The organism is Streptomyces fulvoviolaceus (assembly GCF_000718165.1).
GTDB classification, from domain to species: domain Bacteria; phylum Actinomycetota; class Actinomycetes; order Streptomycetales; family Streptomycetaceae; genus Streptomyces; species Streptomyces fulvoviolaceus.
The window spans coordinates 33276-52676 of sequence record NZ_JOEY01000050.1; the positions used below are offsets into that span (position 1 = coordinate 33276).

The following is a 19401-nucleotide window of genomic DNA, read 5'->3' on the forward strand; positions in this document are numbered from 1 at the left end:
GTTCGCTCGTCTTCACCATACGCAGGGCAGCATGACCTCGATCACGGTGGGCCCCCCGACGGGGCTGGTCACGTCGAGCGTCCCGTCGAGCGCGGCGACCCGGCGCCGCATGCCGAGCAGCCCCGAGCCCTGCGACTCGTCGGCACCGCCCCGGCCCTCGTCGCGCACCCGCACGGTCAACCCCCGCCGGATACGGGTGAGTTGGACCTCGGCCCGGTCCGCCCCGCTGTACTTGGCGACATTGGTGAGCGACTCGGCGACGACGAAGTAGGCGGCCGCCTCGACCGCCGCGGGCGCCCGCGTCCCCTCCTCCACGCCGCCGTCCTCCACGGTCACCGCGAGGCCGCTGCTCGCGGCGAGCGCGCGGACCGCGCCGACGAGACCCCGGTCGGTGAGGATCGGCGGGTGGATGCCGCGGACCACGTGCCGCAGATCCGTCAGTGCCTGCTCGGCCTGAGTCTGGGCGTCGTCCAGCAGTTTGCGGGCGGCGTCGGGATCGCGGTCGTAGGCCCGCTTGGCAAGTCCGATCCGCATCGACAGCGCCACCAGGTTCGCCTGTGCGCCGTCGTGCAGGTCCCGCTCGATGCGGCGCAGCTCGGCCTCGTGCGCGGCGATCGCGTCGGCCCGGGTCTCCTTCAGCTCCTGCACCCGCGCGGCCAGCCGGGCCTGCGGGGAGGGCATGAGCAGGACGGTCGACCAGTGGGCCTCGGTGTCGGCGAGCCGCACGATCAGCGGCAGCACGACCGGGGTGCGGCGCAGGATCCCGGCCCACACGCCGTCCACCACCAGGGCGACGGGCCACAGGGGCAGGGCGAGGGCGAGCAGAGCGCCGTAGAAGTAGTAGGCGACCATCCAGCGGACGTCGGTCAGCGTGCTGGGGTCCTTCACGGACGTCCGCAGCCGCTCGCGCAGTGTCCCGGTCATGGGCGCGTACGCCTCGGGGATCTTCTTCCCCGTCCACAGGGTCGTGAGGTTCCGCTTGGCCCCGGCGATACGCCGGATCAGCAGCACCGCCTCGGGCAGCAGCCAGCAGCCGACCACCGCGAGTGTGCCGATGGCGGTGATCAGCAGCACGGTGACGAATATCCAGACGCCGAAGCACATCGCCGCGGCCACGAACAGGTGCACCGTGGCCATTGCGGCACGCCGCACCATTTTCCACATGCGGCAACGCTAGATGATCCCGGCCCCGGAGCGGGGGGAGCCTGCTCCCCTTTTTCCGGTGTAGCCCGCTACACCGGCGATCTGCCGGCGTGGACCGAGACCCGCAGGTCGGCGCGGCTGATCTCGAGAACCTGGCGGTACGGCAGCACGCTCCAGTCCGCGTCGGGCTGCGGCACACCGCTGGAGGCGACGACGACCCGGTCGCCGTCCGCCCGGTAGCGCAGCCGGAAGAAGTCGGGCCCGCGGCGGCGGCTCACTTCGGAGTCCGGGTCCTCATCGGAGTAGGCGTACAGGGCCTGCTCGGTCAGCAGCAGACAGTTGAGGCTGGCGAAGGACGCGGCACGGGCCCGGATGTCGGCGGCCGCGTGCGCGAGCGCGTCGACCGGGTCCTCGTCCCGCAGCAGCGTCAGCACGCGCAGGAAGAAGCGCTCGGAGTCGGTGCTCCCGGCCGCCCCGGCGAGCAGATCGGCGTCGATGAGGCCGTCGAGTGCGTCGTACGGCGAGAAGTAGCCGTTGTGCGCGAAGGAGAGGGTGCCGGCGGTGAAGGGGTGGGTGTTGCCGGGGACGACCGGCAGGTCGGGGCTGGCCAGGCGCAGGTGGAGCAGGGCGGCGTCGGTGCGGGTGCCGGTGAGGGCCTCGTCCCATCTCCGGTCGCCGGCGGCCGAGTTGGTGTCCTTGAGGATCCGCGGGCCCGCACCCTGTCCGGGCCAGGCGGCGATGCCCCAGCCGTCCCGGTGCTCACGGCTCAGATCGGTGAACGGGGCGGCCAGGTCGTCCAGGGCGGCGGCCAGGGGTATGGGGGCGGGGGTGACGACGCCGAGGAGGCGGCACATGCTTTCTTCCTTCGTCAGGGGAGTTCACCGGCAGGTAGCTGGACGGTACGACGCGGTGGCACTCGCCCCACACCTCGGCCTGGTGGAGCAGTTCGAGGCAGCCGAGCCACCCGCCGGCTGACAACGCTCAGGGCGGGCGCAACCGCCCCGCGAGGAACACTCGTTGATGCGGGACCCAGCAGCCAGGCACTCTGCCGTGTCACGAGACCATCACCATGCCTACGCTTCCCCTTCGCGCACCGCATGATGATCACTCAGCAACAGCACCCCTGGGGGGATCATGCGGACCCGCACCACCATCGCCGCCGTCGTCGCAGCACTCGCAGTCACTCTCGTCGGCTGCAGCAGCGACGACGGCAAGGCCAAGACCGACGCCGCGACGAGCAGCACACCGGCAGCCACGAACACGGCGGATGCCGACGCCGCCGAGCAAGCTGCCGGCATCCCGCCGGAGCCGGACGCCGCAACGCGCACGGTGCTGCTCGATGTCCTCAAGGCCATCAACCCCGCGCTCGTCGAGGACGGGGACAAGGCCATCGACAACGCCCGCAACCAGTGCTCCACCATCAACGGCGGCGGCAACGCCGACGAGAGCGCCAAGGCCCGCTTCTCCACCAGCGCCCACGAGGTCACGGACGCCGAGGCCCAGGCCATCAACGCCGCGCTCAAGGCGAGCCTCTGCTCGTCCTGACGACGCGCACACCGGCCCGGCTGCGTCGACACGCGGCCGGGCCTCGTCATGCCAGGCGGTGGATGCGACCACCGACCAGTCCGAACTCACCACTCGGACATCGACGCCGAGCGCGCCGCTGTCGCGTTCTCCGCTCCGTCGCAGACGGTGCCGCACCGTCCGCTCATGCGTCGCTCACGCATCGCTCACGCAGATGGGCCGGTTGAACAGCTCGTTCAACGCCGCCAAGTGAGGAGCACCCGATCGGAGCCGGTGTCCGCGAGGAGCCGTGCGGTCTGCGGGGACGGGTGGTGCAGCCGCAGGGACGCACGGGCCTCGGCGGCGTGCCTCGACGTGTCGAGGAAGACGCGCAGGCCGCTGCTGTCGCAGCGGCCGACGGTGGTCAGGTCGACGTCGATGGTGGTGATGCCGTCATCCAGGCACCGCTCCAGGACGGTCCGCACCTGGGGCGCGGTGACCGGGTCGATCTCGCCGGCCAGGGTGATCAGTGCTCGCGTGCCCCGGTCGTGCCGGTAGATGTTCAGCTGCGGAAGAGTCATGACGCCTCGGTTCATGGGCCCCAGGCCGCTCCCCGAACAGTCGATGGCCCGGTGATGGAAACCCGCTGGTCACCTGTGGTGAGTGGGACGGCTGCTGCGGCGGCGCGGCGGGAAGCGGCCGCGGCCCCCGTCGCGGTGGTCCCGTCGTTCGCCGGCGGTCGGCGGCTCGGATCGGTCCGGTCCCACCGGGGGCTGCGGCGTGCCGCGTCCGCGGCGGCCGGGCAGGGCGGCGCTGTACCGGTGCGCGGCGATTCTGTCGGCGTGCTGGATGTTGAGCCGGTGGATCACGTAGGCCGCCGCGGCGATGAGGACGATGAAGGCGGCGGCTGTCAGGAAGGCGTTCATGGTGGCCGCCTCACTTACCGACCGTCAGCCGACTGAGCCGACTGGGCGGACCGGGCTGTTCCGGGACGGCCGCGGACACCGCGGAGGCGCCGGCCTCGTACTCCCATGCCTCGTCCGGGTCCAGCGACTCCTCGCTCACGGAGACGCCGTGCCGGGCCTCGTCCACGGCGATGAGCGCGCTCGCGGTCAGCGGCGGGCCGTCGGGGTCGGACGCGGCAGCCATCAGCCGGGCCGCCGACTCCGCCCCGGTCCCCGGCGGGATGACCAGCAGGTCCGAGCGTCCGGTGCCGTAGGAGAGCAGCAGCAGCTTGTGCGGGTCCAGCTCCGTGGTGAACCAACCGACCTTCACCACATGGCCGTTGACGTAGATCCTGTGCGGGATGACCGGCCAGTAGCGGGGGTTGACGGCGATCCGGGTGATCCGTCCCCACAGCGGGTCCAGTACGGCGGCCAGCGCGGGGAGTTCGTGGGTCAGGTCACGTGAGCGGGGCCACCAGGCGCCGTCCGGTTCGACACGGCCCGGAGAAGGGTTCACGGGTTTGAGGGCGAGGCGCGCGGTCGGGGCGCCGAGGGGTACAGCCCGTAGCCGGAGATGGTCGGTGGTCGCGGACATCGCGCGAACCCGTCTCCGGACCTCTGCGCGTGGGCAGTTGTCCGGCGTCGTTGCTCACCAGGAACGTCACCGGCAACGGGGCCGGTGCGCGAAGTGCTCCCGATGCCTTCACGCTACTCCCCGAAGCGGCCGAGCGGACCGCTCCGGGAGGTCGCCTCACCTCCGGCGGCCGTCCTGACCCGAGGGGCCTCCGTCGGCGCCCGCGGGACAGCCGCGCTGCTCGGAGGGGCACGCCGACGATACGTGCGTCGGCGTGCCCCTCCGAGGGTGTTTCCCTGGGCTTGCGTGACGACCTCGTTCGTTCCGCTCGGGCACGGATCCGCGGACCGGATCTTTCACCCCGCTCCGGCGTGACCCGCGGTCCCCGCCTGTGACCAGCGAGCTTTCCGGCCGCGGAGTACCGTGAAACGAGGAAGTCACTCCATATCTCTCGCAGACAGGCGAGTGCCATGTCCGACTCCGGCTCCCCGCGGGTGACCCGGCTCCTGCCGGACTCCGTCCACCGGGCCGTGAAACCCGGGACGGCCGTCGTACGGCTGGAGACGACGCACGACCGCCGGGGCGTTCTCGACGGGGCGTGGTGGCCGCGCTCCCGTGACATCTCCGCCGAGCTTCCCGCCCTGATCACCGCGCTCACCGAGCACCTGGGGCCGATCACGCGGGTCGGCCTGGACGCCGAAGCCTGGGACGCGCTGCCGACGCGGCTGGTCGTCGAGGACCGGGTCGTCCGCATCGACTCCTTTCCGGTCGGCGACGACACCGTCCTGATCACCCGGGGCGACCAGGACCATTTCTCCCTCCTCGTGGTCCCGCCGCAGACGGCGCCGGACGCGGCACGCGCCGCGATGGCCGAAGCGGTACGTGCCGACAACCTCACGCAGGCCGAACAGATCCTCATCGACACCGGCACCGGCTGGGCGGCGCCGGAGACGTGACGGCGGTCAGCCGCGCGGGTCCTCGCTCCGAGCCGGTGCCGGTGCCGGGATGGCCGCGGTGTCGAAGCCGCCCTCGGCCCCGACGCCAGCTCCAGGGACATGCCGAACCCGGGAACCCGCGCGTGCCCCCGTCCAGGAAACCGCTGGTCGGCACGGACGTCAGGGCGGTGGCGTCCGTGTACTGCTGCGCGCTCAGCCGCCGGTCGCTCTCACTCAGCATGGTCAGTGTCCCGACCCGGATGGCTCCGATGACCAGCGGGAAGCAGCACACACCGTGCACGCCCAGCTCCCGCGCGGCCGGCAGCAGCGCGGGCCACCGCCCGGCACGCACCCGACCCAGGTCCGGCTCCACGACGGGCGAACCGCTGCGGACCGCGTCCGGCCCCGGGCCCTCGCCCAGCGTGAACTGAAGCTCCTCGAACCGTGCGCTCAGCTCGGAATGGCACCAGACCGGCTCAGCCGTCGGGTCCGGGCCGGCCGGCAGCGACAGCACGACGCCCTCGGCGCGCAGCGCCTGTGCACACGCCCGAGCCGGGTCGCCCACCTCCCCCGGGCGCAGCGACCGCAGGACCTCGGCCATGCCGTCGCTGATCACCGGTCCCCGTCCCGCGCCGACCGCGGCACTTCAGGGGCCGCAAGGCTTCCGCCGTACGTTAAGCGGGCCGGTCCGCCACCGCGCGGTCTGCGGGTACGTCCTGCCAGGCGTCCTGGACATTGGCGTACCGCGGGAAACGCTCCAGCAGACCCACGGCCCGGAACACCAGATCCAGTCCCCGCCGGGTGCGGACGACGCGCACCCATCCGCCCCGCCCGCGGCAGTCGCACCACGCCGCGCACAAGGGGTCCAGGACGCTGCCGTCCATGAACGTGACACCGCGCAGATCCACTATGAGGAGCAGCCGCCCGCTGCCGTGCCGGGCGTCCTCCAGATCACGGGCGAAGGCCGGTACGGTCGTCAGGTCCAACTCGCCGCCGGCCGTGACCACACGCAACTCGTCGAACAGGTCGGAATATGGGCCCATGCGCCCCGTCTCCTCTGTCACTGGGATGGCTTTCGCCTTGCGCAGGGCCTCTGTTGCGCGGAACTGGACAGTACGGAGAGGGCCGGGGTCCTGGGCGGGCCGTATGACGACCCTACTGTCGCGGGGGACCGGCCGGTCGCCCTTTCTCCAGGTGTCCACGAGGGTGGTCGAAAGTGTCGTCCCTGGTCGGTTCCTGACGGGATCGAGGACGAAGGTGCAGGAGTCGTCGCCCGGGAGCGGGATCTCAGGACTGTTATCGGATGGGGCGACGACGGGCGCGATGGGACCAGCGCGCGGCGGTGAGGGCCAGCGCGGCCACGAGGACCACGATGCCGATGATCAGCAGGTAGCTCAGCCCATCCGCTGCGACCCCGATGATTCCCAGCACGACAGCGACCAGAACGAGAAACAGCAAGAGAGCCATGACGCGAACATCTCCCTCGGGCCCTGGGTGGCTGAGCGCCGGACGGTCAGCGGCGCGCGAGTTGCCGCTCGCCGTCGGCGCCCGTCCGGTAGGGCATGTCGTAGTGCTGGAAGATCGCTTCCTCCGACTCGGCGGGCAGAACGTCGTCCACGCCGACCGAGGGCGCCTTCTTCACCAGTGCCTTGGCGTAGGAGACCTTGACGTAGCCGGGCCCGAGGGTCACCTCGTCGAGGGGCACGAAGGCCAGGTGGTGCCGGGTGGGGAGCCCGGTGCGGACCGTGGCCATGGCCGGTTCGTCGGTGGTGGTGTCGACGTAGACCGCTTCGAGTACGCCGATCTTGTGACCCTTCGGGTCGACGACGCTGCAGTTGCGCCACTCGCGGATATCGGCTGCATGGATCATGGCCTGCCTCCCGAGCCGTTGATCCGGGCCGCTACGAGCCGCCCCCAGCGGGCAGTCGCCGCCCACTGAGCCCGGTAGCCCCTTGTTCTTCCAGGTTAATCCGGGAATCTCCGCGTCGCGCCCTCGCGTGGCGTCGGGTTGGTGCCCGGCCGGGCAGGACGCGCTGACGTCGCACGGTATCCGCGCCCCTTGGGCAGGACTACGTTGTGGAGCGAGGCCCCAGTCCCCGGTATCGATGCTGTGTCCAGCTCCCGGGAGGCCCGCTGTGCTCGTCCTGCTCCTCATCCTCATCGTGGTCCTGTTCGGCTTCGGTTTCCTCGATCCCCTCTGGTGGGTGGCCGCGGCGTTGCTGGTCTACGGCGTCACCCGCCACGGCCGCGATCGTGGCGGAGGCCGGAGCCGTAGGGGCGGTTCCGATCTCGGGGACTACCGGGCCTACCAGGAGCGCCGGAGTCGTCGGGAACGCTGGGACCGCCGCTACAACCGTCAGCACCGGGCACGCCGGCGGCGCGAGGACCGTCGGGACCACGAACACCACAGGTGACCCGTGCGGTGGCCCGGCAGACACGGGCCCCGGGACGGCTCCGGCCAGGCCGGACCTGAGAGGGCATGCCGCTTGCGAAGCGGATGCAGCGGCATGGAGCCCGGCCGGGTGACAGACGAAGAGTCCGTACCCCGCAGCCATCTGCGTTCGGCAGCAGCATGCCGCCGGACCCCAGGGTGCGGACGGTGCAAAAGCGCGGTGGGCACGCATGTCCGAGGCGTTGCGCGGTACTCAGAGGGGTGAAGCACGGCACTCCGCGCACCGCCCGAGGAGGTGGCTCGCATGACGGAGCCGAACAGTTCAACTCTGCAGAAGCCCGGTCCGGATGAGCCCCGCACTCGCCTGGGCACGATGCTGCCGACGGCGTCGGAGCCCCGCGGCAAAACGACCGTCGCGGACGGGGTGGTGGAGAAGATCGCCGGGATCGCCGCACGGGAGGTCCCCGGCATCAACGCGCTGGGCGGTGGATTCACCCGCACCGTGGGAGCCATGCGCGACCGGGTACCAGGTGGCCACCCGAGCGTCGGGCGCGGCGTCAAGGTCGAGGTCGGCGAGAAGCAGACCGCCATCGACCTCCAGGTCGTCGTGGAATACGGGATGAGCATCAGCGACGTCGCCGTGGACGTCCGCGAGAACGTGATCGCGGCGGTGGAACGGATGACGGGCCTGGAGGTCGTCGAGGTGAACATCGCGGTCAACGACGTCCACTTGCCGGACGAGGACACACCGGAGACCGGCGAGGGGCGCGTGCAGTAGGGCGATGTCTCGGAACCTCGGGAAGGCGCCCGACAGGCTCAACGGCGACTGGTTGTTGAGCTTCCGGCTGCAGATGCTTCGGCTCACGCATCTCACGCACGGCTCCCAAAACGAAGCAGCGCCCGAGCCGGCCGAAGCCGATCCGGACGCTGCGTAGCAGGTCAAAGGGGTATCCCCCGCCCGCGAACCGTAGGCCCTGTGGGACTCGAACCCACAACCAATGGATTAAAAGTCCTGGCTGGATCTTGCTGGGTGGTTCCGGATGCTTCTTCGGTGTCCGGAACCACCTGGTCAGGGCAGGTGCTGCTCCGCGCTCGGTCCACGCCGTGACGGTCTCTGCCACACCATCCGCTCACGCATCGCTCACGCACGGCGGGCCGCTGAACAGCCCTTTCACCGACCACGAGCACGTCCAAGGGGGCCGTCATGGATCCACGGTAGTGCTCGGCCGTCTCCATGCTTCCCGGCCGCCGTACGGGCGATCATCGAGATGGAGGGCAACCTCGCCTGCTGGGCAGATACGGATTCCACCGCCGGCGCGGGCGGTGAGTGAGAAGGGGCGTCGGCATGTCGGAGCACGAACAGGAGCTGGCCGCAGCCCAGCGAGAGCAATGGCAGCAGACCTACGGCGAGCACCCCGGCATGTACGGCGAAGAGCCGTCCGAACCGGCCGTCCACGCCGCCGAGGTGTTCCGAGCCGGCAGCGCCCGTGAAGTTCTGGAGCTGGGTGCCGGGCACGGCCGCGATGCCCTGTTCTTCGCCCGCGAGGGCTTCACCGTGCTGGCCACTGACTTCAGCCCGGTCGGCCTGGAACAGCTGCGCGAGACCGCCCACGCTCAAGGCGTCGCCGAACGGGTCACCACTCAGGTGCAGGACGTCCGTCGGCCGCTCCCGCTCCCGGATGCCTCGGCGGACGCCGTCTTCGCTCACATGCTGCTGTGCATGGCGCTCTCCACCCCGGAGATCCACGCCCTGGTCGCCGAGGTCCGCCGGGTGCTGCGACCGGGCGGCGCTTTCGTCTACACGGTCCGGCACACCGGCGATGCGCACTATCGGGCCGGTTCTGGGCACGGCGACGACATCTGGGAGCACGGCGGCTTCGCCGTCCATTTCTTCCCCCGCGACCTGGTCGACCACCTCGCAGAGGGCTGGATCCTTCAGGAGGTCCACACCTTCGAGGAGGGCGGTCTGCCGCGGCGGCTGTGGCGGGTCACCCAGACCGTGCCGCGATGACCAGGCACGGTGGGAAACCGGATCACTGTTCACGGAGGTCCGAGGCCCCCATCGACGGTCCTTCTCGCCCCGTCGGGAGCAGACTGAGGCCGGATACCCTGACGGCGTGATCGAGAATCTTCCTCCCTGTCCGAAGTGCTCCTGCGAGTACACCTACGAGATGAACGCCCTGGTGGTGTGCCCGGAGTGCGGCCACGAGTGGGTGCCGGCCGAGGGTGGCACGGATTCCGGCGCCCCTGCGGAGCAGGTCGTCAGGGACTCCGTCGGCAATGTGCTGCGGGACGGCGACTCCGTGGTCGTGGTGAAGGCGCTCAAGGTCAAGGGGAGCCCTTCGGGGATCAAGGCCGGGACCAAGGTGCGCAACATCCGGCTGGTCGACGGCGTCGACGGCCATGACATCGACTGCAAGATCGACGGTTTCGGGGCGATGCAGCTCAAGTCGAGCGTGGTCAAGAAGGGCTGACCCGCCCGCCCCTCCGCCGGGGCGGCCCGGCAGTAGCAGGATGCTGAATTGCAAAATTTCGCAATTGGTTAGATGCTGTGTTGGCTGTGCTCGCAGGTAGCAGCGGGCACAGCCTTCGCCTGCCCCTGTGGGGCGCTGCCGGGGAAGCCGAGGAGCCGTGTCCGCCGTGTCCGTTCCGCTGTACCAGGCCAAGGCCGAGTTCTTCCGGATGCTCGGGCATCCCGTGCGGATACGGGTGCTGGAGCTGCTGCAGGACGGGCCGATGCCGGTACGGGATCTGCTGGCCGCGATCGAGGTGGAACCGTCCGCCTTGTCCCAGCAGCTGGCGGTGTTGCGCCGCTCCGGGATCGTCACCGCCACCCGCGAGGGCCCGACGGTCGTCTACGAGCTGGCCGGCGGGGACGTCGCGGACCTGATGAAGGCCGCGCGCCGGATCCTGACCGAGATGCTGGCAGGGCGGAACGAGCTGCTGGCCGAGCTGCGGGAAGCCGAGGTCGCGGCGCGATGACGATTTCGGTCGGCCAGGTCATGGCCCGGCTCACCGCGCTGCTACCCGGCCGTACCGATCTGGCGGAGCTACGCCGCGACCCGCGCCGGGATCTGCTGGCCGGCCTCACGGTGGCGATCGTCGCGCTGCCGCTCGCGCTCGGCTTCGGCGTCTCCTCCGGGCTGGGTGCGGAGGCGGGGCTGGCGACGGCGGTCATCGCCGGTGCGCTCGCCGCGGTGTTCGGCGGTTCGAATCTGCAGGTGTCGGGGCCGACGGGTGCGATGACGGTGGTGCTGGTGCCGATCGTCGCCCAGTACGGGGCATCCGGGGTACTCACGGTCGGGCTGATGGCGGGCGTGATGCTCGTCGCCCTCGCCCTGCTCAGGGCCGGCAAGTACATGCAGTACGTGCCCGCACCCGTCGTGGAGGGCTTCACCCTCGGCATCGCCTGCGTGATCGGCCTCCAGCAGATCCCGAACGCCCTCGGGGTGCCCAAACCCGAGGGGGACCGCGTCCTCGTGGTGACCTGGCGCGCGTTGGAGGAGTTCGCGCGGAACCCGAACCGGACCGCCCTCGCCTTTGCCCTGGCGGTCGCCGCCGTCATGCTGATCGGCGCCCGCCTGCGGCCCACGATCCCCTTCTCCATCCTCGCGGTGATCGCGGCCACCCTTGTGGCACAGGTCGCCGGCCTGGACGCGGCGAAGCCGATCGGTGACCTGCCCTCCGGGCTGCCGGCGCCTTCGCTCTCCTTCCTCGACCTCGGCGCGCTCGGCACCCTGCTCGCCCCGGCCCTGGCGGTCGCCGCCCTCGCCGCGCTGGAGTCCCTCCTGTCCGCATCGGTCGCCGACGGCATGACGGTGGGCCAGAAGCACGATCCGGACCGGGAGTTGTTCGGGCAGGGGCTGGCCAACATCGCGGTCCCACTGTTCGGCGGGGTCCCGGCGACCGGCGCGATCGCGCGGACCGCGGTCAACGTCCGTAGCGGCGCGAGTTCCCGGCTGGCCGCGCTCACCCACGCCGCGATCCTCGCGGTGATCGTCTTCGCGGCCGCACCCCTCGTCTCGAAGATCCCCCTCGCCGCGCTGGCGGGTGTTCTGCTGGCCACCGCGATCCGCATGGTCGAGGTCGGCTCGCTGCGGGCCATGGCCAGGGCCACCCGCTCCGACGCCCTGATCCTGGTACTGACCGCCGTCGCGACGCTTGCGCTCGACCTCGTGTACGCCGTGATCATCGGCCTGGTCGCCGCAGGCGCGCTCGCGCTGCGCGCGGTGGCCAGGCAGGCCCGCCTGGACCAGGTCCCGCTCGACCGCGGCGACCACAGCGCCGAGGAGCACGCGCTGCTGGCCGAGCACATCATGGCGTACCGCATCGACGGCCCGCTGTTCTTCGCCGCCGCGCACCGCTTCCTGCTGGAGCTGGCCGAGGTCGCCGACGTACGCGTGGTCATCCTGCGCATGTCCCGGGTGACGACCATCGACGCCACCGGCGCCCTCGTCCTCAAGGACGTGGTGGAGAAGCTCGACCGGCGCGGCATCGCCGTCATGACCTCGGGGATACGGCCCGGTCAGCGCCAGGTCCTGGACTCCGTGGGCGCGCTGGAGCTGCTGCGCCTGGAGGGGCGCGAGTACGCCACCACGCCCGAGGCGATCCAGGGCGCGCGTGGCCACCTGGAGCGCGCCGGTGTCATGCCGCCGCCCGCCCGGACGCGGCGGTGCATCAGCGAGGAAACAGAGGAAACCGTCGGATGAGCACTCCACCCGTAGTCCTGCGCATGGTCGAGGTCTCCGGTGCCGAGGCCCTGTGGCTGTTGGAGGGCAGCGCGCTGGGGCGGCTGGTGTACACGCGACGGGACCTGACCGTCGTCCGGCCCGGCCGGCACACCTGGGAGTACGGCCGTCTGGTGGTGCGCACTCCGGCCCCGGCGGCCGCTGTTCCGGTCACCGCCACGTATCACGTGGACGAGGTCCGAGCGGCGACCGGCACCGGCTGGAGCGTCACCGTCGCCGGGCCGGTCGATGTGATCACCGAACCCGACGAGGCCGCGCACTACCATCGCACCCTCGCCGGCTGGACCCACGGCCCGCACGACACCCTGCTGCGCCTGCACCCCAAGACGGTGAGCGGATTCCGCCTCGTCCGCGCGGAGGCGTGATGAGCACCCATCTCGAAGCCCTGCCCTACCGCCATGTGCTCACGCTGCCCACCGAGCCGTCCGCCGTCCGGACAGCCCGTCAGACCGCCGAGCAGGCCATCGCCGAGTGGGGCATAAACCGGCGCCATCCCGCCGTCGATCCGGCCCTGTTGATCCTCAGCGAGCTGGTCACCAACAGCGTCCGGCATGCCGCGGTGCTCTCCCCGCAGGTGACCGTCATCTACGCGGCGGGCGCGGACTGTCTGGCCTTCGCCGTGCACGACCGCCACCCCTACCAGCCCCCGCTGTACGCGTCGGTCACCGACACCGGTGCGGGCGGCCTGGCCACCGTCATGGAACTCACCCTCGGCCTGGGCGGCACCGCGGTCGTCCGGGGCGACGCCGACGGCAGGGGCAAGAGCATCTGGATCACCCTCCCTCTCTGACTGAACAGACTGAACAGACTCACTGCGCAAGGAAGTTGACGACGATGACCATTGAGTGGCGCTACACCGTCGAGCAGGATCTCGGCATCCTGTCCGTCTCCGGGTTCCTGGGCCCGGACGCCGTCCGCCGCTTCGAGGGTGCCGTCGGCTGGGTCGTGGGTCGCGGGACCGGTCCGGTCGTCGTCGACCTGAGCGGACTGGGCAGCTGGTCGGCGGAGGGGCAGTTGGCGATCGTCGAGGCCGCGCGGCGTCTCGCCGATGCGGGTCGCGGCCTGGAGCTGGCCGCGATCCCCGCCGACGGGTCCCTCGTTCCCTGCGGGGACGGCCCGCCCATCCCTGTGCACGCGGACCTGGCCGGCGCTCTCGCGGCACACCGCACACGGCACGGCGAGACCCCGGAGGGGCGTAACGAGTGGCGGACGACAGGTTGGTCGAGCGGAGACGACGCGGGCGGGTAACTCGCCGGGTTCACCTGGTTCAGCCGGGGGCGAAGGCACCGCCGGGGTCCCGTACGGGTACGACGGTGCACCTGTCCTCCTCCGTGGCGATGGCCACGTCCTCGACGAAGCCCGTCGCGGCGGGCTCCCGCCCGGAGGCGCAGGCGGCGATCGCACGGAGGAGGTCGGCGGTGCCCTCGTAGACCGCCTTCGCGGCGGACGCCTCGGTGGACAGCGGGCCCGCGCCCTGGGCGTGCGGGTCGCCGGCGCCGAGCAGGTCCTCCAGCGCGGGGCGAGGGTCAGCTCGGGTCGCCGTCCGGCGCGGACGGGGCGGTCCGGCCGCCGAAGGACAGCTTCAGCATGCGGGCCTCGCCGCACCGCGGGCACTGTCCGTCCGGGCCGACGGCGGTGGGTCTGCACTTGAGGCGGCAGGCCGGGCACTTCAGCCAGGCGACGCCCGCGCCACGCAGCGGAATGATTCTCACGCAAGCCTCCCTCACACGACGTATGGAGTTGCTAATCTTAGCAATTGCCGAGGTTGTAACCGATGGTTTCATGCGGTTCGTTTCTCGCGCGCGGATTCGGTGTGTCCGCTGTCGCACGCGAGGATGGGCCGCATGTGTGTGACGAGTGGGTGGATGCGATGCACCGAGGACCGGCCGCTACGGCCGTGCTGCTCCGCCGGGGAGGGGACAGCACGATGAGTACGCCGCTGTACCAACTGAAGGCCGAGTTCTTCAAGACGCTGGGGCATCCCGCGCGCATCCGGGTCCTTGAACTGCTGAGCGAGCGCGAGCACGCGGTGGCGGAGATGCTGCCCGAGGTGGGGATCGAGGCGGCGCACCTGTCGCAGCAGCTGGCGGTGCTGCGCCGGGCGAACCTGGTGGTGACCCGCAAGGAGGGCTCGACCGTGTACTACTCGCTGACCAGCCCGCATATCGCCGAGTTGCTCAGGGTCGCCCGCACCATCCTGTCCGGCGTCCTCGCCGGGCAGGCCGAACTCCTCGCCGACCTGCGGGCCGCCCAGACGCAGGCGAAACCGCCGTCGTGACGACGGCCCTCAATCGGCGGCCGCCTTCCGGGAGTTGACAGCGCTCCCTTGGTATCGGGAGGCGGCCGCCTCACCCCGAGCGCCGTAACTCCGGCCGCGGGTGGCCGAGCCCGCTCCGCCGCGCCCGGAGGGCGAACAGCTTCCCGCCGCCGAGGAGTTCGGCGGTTCGGTGCAGGTGCGGTGCGTGGACGCCGGCTCCTGCAACGGCTGCGAGATCGAGATCGCGTGCGCCTTCAACCCGGTGTACGACGCCGAGCGGTACGGCGCCCGGCTGCTGGCCTCGCCCCGGCACGCGGACGTGGCCCTGGTGACCGGGCCGGTGACGAGGAACATGGCCGAGCCGCTGCGCCGCACAGTGGCCGCGATGCCCGAGCCGAGGCTGGTGGTCGCGGTCGGGGACTGCGCGATCAACTGCGGTGAGTTCGCGGGCGGTTACGACGTCGAGGACGCCGTCTCCGATGTCGTACCGGTGGATCTGGCGGTGCCCGGGTGCCCGCCGCGGCCGGACGAGATCATCTCGGCACTGCGGAGGGTGACCGGACGGTGAGCGTGGTTCCGGCCGCCCTCGCGACGGCCACGGTGTTGGGTGAGGGCCGTCACCACCGTTACTCGTGCACGACACCAACCTGAACCTGGTCGGCGGAGCCGCTTAACGGCGCGGGGCCGTGGATCGCGCAAAGGCCGACGCACGCCTACGGCCCTTCTCCGCCATCCTCCGCTGAAGCCGACGACCGCCATACGGCAGGCCCGTCGGATGGACTGGAAGCATCGGCGGCAGTCGGCGCGAGATCGCTGAGAAGACAGCGAAGCTGATCCCCAGCCGCAGCCGATCCGCAGGCCAAGGACACATCCGCTCACGCACGGCCCCGGAAACGAGTCAGCGCCCGAGCCAGCCGAAGCCGACCCGGACGCTGCACAGCAGGTCAGAGGGGGTACCCCCGTCACCCGCACCGTAGGCCCTGTGGGACTCGAACCCACAACCAATGGATTAAAAGTCCACTGCTCTGCCAATTGAGCTAAGGGCCCAGGCGATGTTGCCTCCACGAGCATAGCCGGAGGTGGCCGTGTCTCCGATCGGGTATCGGGGACACGGCCGTGCCGGGTCGGCGGAGGGCGCCGGGAGTGTTACGGATCAACCGGTTCGGGGGCGTTCGCGCGGGCCGCCTCGCGGGCCCGGGTGCGGTCGTGCTCCGGATTCAGGAACCAGTGCCGGGCCGAGGCCTGCCACCAGGTCGCCGCGAAGCCGAGGACGGCCAGGACGGCCACCGGCGCGTAGTTGAAGGTCTCCCACGTCACCGGCGAGACCTGCGGCAGCATGAACAGCACCGTGATCACGCCGACCCACACCACCGCCACCACGCCGATCACGCCCGACCAGCGGCCCAGGTGCCACGGCCCCCGCTCGAAGGCCTCGCCCTTGCGCAGCCGCAGCAGCGTCGGGACGACGTAGGCGATGTACAGACCGATCACCGCGATCGAGGTCACCGCCGCGTACGCCGTGACGTTGATCAGGTACGGCAGGCCCAGCACCAGCGCTCCCACCACGGCCAGCCACACCGCCGCCACGGGCGTCCGTGTGCGCGGGCTCACCGTGTGCCAGAAGTGGGAGAAGGGGAGCGCTCCGTCCCGCGAAAAGGCGTAGATCATGCGGCTGTTGGCCGTCACCGACGCCATCCCGCAGAACAGCTGCGCCCCGATCACGACCAGGAGGAGCAGCTTGCCGGCCGTCGCGCCGAGTGCGTCGAGGAGGATCTGGGCGGGCGGCGCGCCCGTGGCGGACCCCAACGCCCCGTCGTACGACTGGATCGCGAACGTGAAGCCCAGGATGAGGACGAATCCCGCTATCCACGACGTCCAGATCGACTGCACGATCCCCTTCGGGCCCGCCGTCGACGCGTCGTGCGTCTCCTCGGTCATGTGGGCCGAGGCGTCGTACCCGGTGAAGGTGTACTGCGCCATCAGGAGGCCCAGCAGGACGACGTACACCCCGCTGCCCCAGCCCGTGTTGTTCACGAACTCCGTGAACACGAAGGACGCCGACTGGTGTTTGTCCGGTACGAAGGTCAGCGCGCCCACGATCACCGCCACGCCCACCACGTGCCACCACACGCTCACGCTGTTGAGGAGGGCGACGATACGGACGCCGAAGGTGTTCAGCAGGCCGTGCAGCACCAGGATTCCCGCGAACAGCAGGATGGTCCGGCCCGGTGTCACCTCGAAGTCGAACTGCAGGTTCAGGTACGCGCCGAGGAAGGACGCGGCGCCGAAGTCGATGCCGGCGGTCACCGCCACCTGGCCCAGCACGTTGAACCAGCCCGTGAACCAGGCCCACGCGGCGGCGGTCCGCCCGGGCGGCGCCAGTTTGTACGCCCAGAAGTACAGGCCCGCCGACGTCGGGTAGGCCGAACAGATCTCGGCCATCGACAACCCGACGAAGAGTGTCATCAGACCGACCGCTACCCAGCCCCACACCATCACCGCCGGGCCGCCCGTGTTCATGCCGAACAGGTACAGCGTCAGGCAGCCCGACAGGACCGAGATGATCGTGAAGGAGACCGCGTAGTTGGAGAACGCCGACATGCGGCGGGCGAGAACCTGCGTGTAGCCGAGTTGGGCAAGCCGTTCTTCGTCGGAGAGTCCGGAAGGCTCCGCGTGCCCACTCGCTATGCCGTCATCTGTCATGCCCCCAGCAATTCCCACACCGGGGGCGTGACACACGTCACAACTTGGCTAGAAAAGGCCCTTGTAACCCTTCCAGCCCGTCTCGATCTTCACCCGCGCCGCGAACGACCCCTTGCCGGTACCGGTGTTGCGGTACAGGTTGCCCGCGGTGTCCCGCGCGACCAGGTCGTTCCTGCCGTCGCCGGTGATGTCCCCGACTCCGACGATCGCGTTGTACGAGGCCCCCCAGTCGGAGAAGACCTTCACCCGCTCCTTCACCTGGCCGGTCCCGGTGCCGTCGTAGCGCCACAGCGTCCCGGCCTTGTCGAGCGCCAGCACATCGCCGAAGCCGTCGCCGTTCAGGTCGCCGGCACCGACGATCTTCTTGTACGTCGACCAAGTGCGGATCTTGACGCCCGCCTTCAGCTTCCCGGCACCGTCGTTGGCGAACAGGTAGATGTCACCGGTCGAGGCCTTGCGGGCCAGCAGATCGGTACGGCCGTCGCCGGTGAGGTCGCCGGGGGCGGTGAGCACGTTGTACGCGTTCCAGCCGGTGCCGAGCGAGGTGTGGCTGCTCGACGGGGCGTACGGCGTCCCGCACTTGCCGGCGTAGCGGCGCAGCTCGCCGTTCGGCATCCGGATCAGCATCTCGGCGCACCGGTCCGAGCCCATGTCGCCGAACGGCACGGCGACCGTCCCGGAGGGCCAGCCGGACGCGCTCTGCTTGAAGTCGAACGCGCCCTTGCCCTTGGTGTACTGCAGGGTCAGGCCGCCGGCGGAGTTGAGGGTGACGAGCTCGCCGTAGCTGTAGTAGCCCTGGTCGTGGTGGCCCTGGCGGCCGCCGTCGAGCGAGAGGGCACCGCTCGTCGTGTACGTGCCCGAGCCCTCTGCCGCGGTGGCGGTCAGCGTCCAGGTCTTCGGGCCGTTGTACGCGTACGTGCCCGAGTCCGTCTTCCCGTCCCAGGACAGGTCGATCGCCGTGCCGCTGCCCGTGATGGTGCGGTCGGTGCGGCCCTGGGCGTCCTTCACGGTGAAGGTCCAGTCGGCGGGCTTGTTCAGCTGCCAGTAGCTGTTCCAGGTGGTGCCGGCGCCGGTGCGGCCCTTGGCGTCGAGGGTGTCGTCGTCCAGGTCCGACTCGATCTTCGCCAGCGACTGCGTCGGCACCCCGCTCTGCACGACCTGGATCGCGTTGTCCGTACCGACGTACGCGATGTCGCCGCCGAACTTGTCCACCGTCCAGGTCAGCCGCCGCTGGTCGGCGGTGTTCCCGGCGGGCAGGTCGGCGATCTCGCGCGCGGCGGCGGCCGTACCGCTGTGGAAGTCCGTCAGCATCAGCTTCCCGGCGGTGCGGTCGTGCTGGACGAGGTAGCCGTCGCCGACGAGTGCGGGGCCGGAGGGAACGGTGACGTTCTTCTTCGCCGTACGGTCGTACACGCCCGCGGCGCCCGTCGGCCCGCAGTTCCAGTAGAGCCAACGGCCCACGGTCTGAAGCTCCTTGACCGTGCAGGGAGCGCCGGTGGAGACGGTCGTGACCGTCTTCTTCGCCTCCAGGTCGTACGCGCTGACGACCCCGTTGCCCGTGCCCGGCTTCCACAGCAACGAACCCCACACGGAGGCGGCGGTGATGGAGCGGGTCAGCCGCACGTCCTGGGAGCGGTACTCCTGGACGGAGTCGACGTACTGCTTGCCGGTCGAGTCCGCGTCGTAGACGAAGTACCGGCCGGTGACGTCCACGAACCGGCCGCCGGTGACGGCGGGTTCGTCCGCCGAGTGGTAGTTGTTGGGGCCCACCCAGACCTGCGCGTACTCCTTGTCGTCGTCGACGAAGAAGTAGCCGACGTTGCCGTTTCCGGCGCCCCGCAGCGGCACGCAGGAGCCTGCGTCGCACGCCACGCGCTGCACGTGGTCGCCGTCCGCGAAGGTGTCCGCGTAGCCGCGTGAAGTCGCCTCGCCCACTGTGGTGCCGTCCGGGGCGACCGAGCGGTTGCGGACGAACTGGGCACCGCTCGGGGCGGTCTCCACCGCGGTGAGCACACCGCCCGCGTAGTCCAGGCCGTACACGCCGCTGGTCTGCAGGGGCATGGGTGCGGTGTCCGCGGCCGCCGGGCCCGCGGTGGTCAGCGAGCCGGCGCCCAGGGCGGCCAGGCTGACGAGAGTGAGAGCGATCCGGGCATGCCGGGTCAAGGGTCCCTCCCCAGGGAAAGTCAGAAGAGGCGCGGCGAC

26 protein-coding genes and 1 tRNA gene are annotated in these 19401 nt (G+C 70.8%); 14 read left to right on the forward strand and 13 right to left on the reverse strand.

The features are described from left to right. Positions 1-12: 12 nt before the first annotated feature. Both IG08_RS0141405 and IG08_RS0141410 read right to left on the reverse strand, forming a co-directional pair. Positions 13-1164, reverse strand: coding sequence for a sensor histidine kinase (locus IG08_RS0141405; RefSeq protein ID WP_030615698.1), 1152 nt, complete (start codon positions 1162-1164; stop codon positions 13-15). A gap of 68 nt (positions 1165-1232) precedes the next feature. Then, positions 1233-1997, reverse strand: coding sequence for a class II glutamine amidotransferase (locus IG08_RS0141410; protein ID WP_030615701.1), 765 nt, complete (start codon positions 1995-1997; stop codon positions 1233-1235). Here IG08_RS0141410 and IG08_RS62600 point away from each other — a divergent pair. Both IG08_RS62600 and IG08_RS0141415 read left to right on the forward strand, forming a co-directional pair. Next, positions 1996-2118 carry a hypothetical protein gene (locus tag IG08_RS62600; protein WP_267964992.1) on the forward strand — a complete coding sequence of 41 codons (123 nt, stop codon included), beginning with the start codon at positions 1996-1998 and terminating at the stop codon, positions 2116-2118. The genes IG08_RS0141410 and IG08_RS62600 overlap by 2 nt on opposite strands. 159 nt (positions 2119-2277) lie before the next feature. Further along, complete coding sequence (locus tag IG08_RS0141415) at positions 2278-2688, forward strand: hypothetical protein (RefSeq protein ID WP_030615704.1); 411 nt, start codon at positions 2278-2280, stop codon at positions 2686-2688. Positions 2689-2903: 215 nt separating this feature from the next. Here the strand turns inward: IG08_RS0141415 and IG08_RS0141420 are convergent, their stop codons facing one another. The 3 genes from IG08_RS0141420 to IG08_RS0141430 form a co-directional block, all read right to left on the reverse strand. Continuing rightward, on the reverse strand, positions 2904-3227 hold the full coding sequence (locus IG08_RS0141420) for an STAS domain-containing protein (protein ID WP_043456483.1): 324 nt from the start codon (positions 3225-3227) through the stop codon (positions 2904-2906). A gap of 69 nt (positions 3228-3296) precedes the next feature. Further along, positions 3297-3572 (reverse strand): hypothetical protein, encoded by a 276-nt coding sequence (locus IG08_RS0141425; protein WP_030615710.1) that lies wholly within the window; start codon positions 3570-3572, stop codon positions 3297-3299. Between the two features lie 10 nt (positions 3573-3582). Then, positions 3583-4185, reverse strand: coding sequence for a DUF5994 family protein (locus IG08_RS0141430; RefSeq protein WP_043456485.1), 603 nt, complete (start codon positions 4183-4185; stop codon positions 3583-3585). Positions 4186-4634: 449 nt separating this feature from the next. Here IG08_RS0141430 and IG08_RS0141435 point away from each other — a divergent pair, with 449 nt between their 5' ends. Further along, positions 4635-5120 (forward strand): DUF5994 family protein, encoded by a 486-nt coding sequence (locus tag IG08_RS0141435; protein WP_030615716.1) that lies wholly within the window; start codon positions 4635-4637, stop codon positions 5118-5120. Here the strand turns inward: IG08_RS0141435 and IG08_RS54915 are convergent. The 4 genes from IG08_RS54915 to IG08_RS0141455 form a co-directional block, all read right to left on the reverse strand. Then, positions 5080-5715 carry a GAF domain-containing protein gene (locus tag IG08_RS54915; protein ID WP_234343097.1) on the reverse strand — a complete coding sequence of 212 codons (636 nt, stop codon included), beginning with the start codon at positions 5713-5715 and terminating at the stop codon, positions 5080-5082. The genes IG08_RS0141435 and IG08_RS54915 overlap by 41 nt on opposite strands. Positions 5716-5773: 58 nt before the next feature. Continuing rightward, the gene (locus IG08_RS0141445) at positions 5774-6142 is read right to left on the reverse strand and encodes an STAS domain-containing protein (RefSeq protein WP_030615720.1); all 369 of its coding nucleotides are present in this window, start codon (positions 6140-6142) and stop codon (positions 5774-5776) included. 253 nt (positions 6143-6395) lie between these two features. Next, positions 6396-6566, reverse strand: a complete 171-nt coding sequence (locus IG08_RS60840; RefSeq protein ID WP_199821017.1) for a hypothetical protein — start codon at positions 6564-6566, stop codon at positions 6396-6398. A 46-nt stretch (positions 6567-6612) separates the two neighbouring features. Further along, positions 6613-6969 carry a PRC-barrel domain-containing protein gene (locus IG08_RS0141455; RefSeq protein ID WP_030615722.1) on the reverse strand — a complete coding sequence of 119 codons (357 nt, stop codon included), beginning with the start codon at positions 6967-6969 and terminating at the stop codon, positions 6613-6615. 265 nt (positions 6970-7234) lie between these two features. Between IG08_RS0141455 and IG08_RS0141460 the strand changes: the two genes are divergently transcribed. From IG08_RS0141460 to IG08_RS0141505, 9 genes are all read left to right on the forward strand, one after another. Continuing rightward, the gene (locus IG08_RS0141460) at positions 7235-7513 is read left to right on the forward strand and encodes a hypothetical protein (RefSeq protein ID WP_030615724.1); all 279 of its coding nucleotides are present in this window, start codon (positions 7235-7237) and stop codon (positions 7511-7513) included. A gap of 282 nt (positions 7514-7795) precedes the next feature. Beyond that, positions 7796-8269 (forward strand): Asp23/Gls24 family envelope stress response protein, encoded by a 474-nt coding sequence (locus IG08_RS0141465; RefSeq protein ID WP_043456487.1) that lies wholly within the window; start codon positions 7796-7798, stop codon positions 8267-8269. A gap of 567 nt (positions 8270-8836) precedes the next feature. After that, positions 8837-9502 (forward strand): class I SAM-dependent methyltransferase, encoded by a 666-nt coding sequence (locus tag IG08_RS0141475; protein WP_030615728.1) that lies wholly within the window; start codon positions 8837-8839, stop codon positions 9500-9502. 106 nt (positions 9503-9608) lie between these two features. Continuing rightward, positions 9609-9965 (forward strand): zinc ribbon domain-containing protein YjdM, encoded by a 357-nt coding sequence (locus IG08_RS0141480; RefSeq protein ID WP_030615730.1) that lies wholly within the window; start codon positions 9609-9611, stop codon positions 9963-9965. 166 nt (positions 9966-10131) lie between these two features. Next, positions 10132-10473 (forward strand): ArsR/SmtB family transcription factor, encoded by a 342-nt coding sequence (locus tag IG08_RS0141485; RefSeq protein WP_030615733.1) that lies wholly within the window; start codon positions 10132-10134, stop codon positions 10471-10473. Then, on the forward strand, positions 10470-12200 hold the full coding sequence (locus tag IG08_RS0141490) for a SulP family inorganic anion transporter (protein ID WP_030615736.1): 1731 nt from the start codon (positions 10470-10472) through the stop codon (positions 12198-12200). The genes IG08_RS0141485 and IG08_RS0141490 overlap by 4 nt, the downstream gene beginning before the upstream one ends. Beyond that, positions 12197-12604, forward strand: coding sequence for a pyridoxamine 5'-phosphate oxidase family protein (locus IG08_RS0141495; RefSeq protein ID WP_030615740.1), 408 nt, complete (start codon positions 12197-12199; stop codon positions 12602-12604). The genes IG08_RS0141490 and IG08_RS0141495 overlap by 4 nt, the downstream gene beginning before the upstream one ends. Next, positions 12604-13029, forward strand: a complete 426-nt coding sequence (locus tag IG08_RS0141500) for an ATP-binding protein (protein ID WP_030615743.1) — start codon at positions 12604-12606, stop codon at positions 13027-13029. Before IG08_RS0141495 ends, IG08_RS0141500 begins: the two co-directional genes overlap by 1 nt. Before the next feature lie 44 nt (positions 13030-13073). Continuing rightward, a complete protein-coding gene (locus tag IG08_RS0141505; protein WP_030615746.1) occupies positions 13074-13487 on the forward strand; it encodes an STAS domain-containing protein in 414 nt (137 codons plus the stop codon). 278 nt (positions 13488-13765) lie between these two features. Here the strand turns inward: IG08_RS0141505 and IG08_RS0141510 are convergent, their stop codons facing one another. Beyond that, positions 13766-13951, reverse strand: a complete 186-nt coding sequence (locus IG08_RS0141510) for a hypothetical protein (protein WP_030615749.1) — start codon at positions 13949-13951, stop codon at positions 13766-13768. Positions 13952-14166: 215 nt separating this feature from the next. Here IG08_RS0141510 and IG08_RS0141515 point away from each other — a divergent pair, with 215 nt between their 5' ends. Then, positions 14167-14517 (forward strand): ArsR/SmtB family transcription factor, encoded by a 351-nt coding sequence (locus tag IG08_RS0141515; RefSeq protein WP_030615752.1) that lies wholly within the window; start codon positions 14167-14169, stop codon positions 14515-14517. A 100-nt stretch (positions 14518-14617) separates the two neighbouring features. Then, positions 14618-15064, forward strand: a complete 447-nt coding sequence (locus IG08_RS0141520; RefSeq protein WP_030615755.1) for an NADH-quinone oxidoreductase subunit B family protein — start codon at positions 14618-14620, stop codon at positions 15062-15064. A gap of 406 nt (positions 15065-15470) precedes the next feature. Here the strand turns inward: IG08_RS0141520 and IG08_RS0141525 are convergent. The 3 genes from IG08_RS0141525 to IG08_RS0141535 form a co-directional block, all read right to left on the reverse strand. Continuing rightward, positions 15471-15543: transfer RNA gene (locus IG08_RS0141525), tRNA-Lys, on the reverse strand. 99 nt (positions 15544-15642) lie between these two features. Beyond that, on the reverse strand, positions 15643-17199 hold the full coding sequence (locus IG08_RS0141530) for an amino acid permease (RefSeq protein ID WP_030615758.1): 1557 nt from the start codon (positions 17197-17199) through the stop codon (positions 15643-15645). Positions 17200-17247: 48 nt separating this feature from the next. Further along, complete coding sequence (locus IG08_RS0141535) at positions 17248-19362, reverse strand: FG-GAP-like repeat-containing protein (RefSeq protein ID WP_030615761.1); 2115 nt, start codon at positions 19360-19362, stop codon at positions 17248-17250. Between the last annotated feature and the right edge of the window lie 39 nt (positions 19363-19401).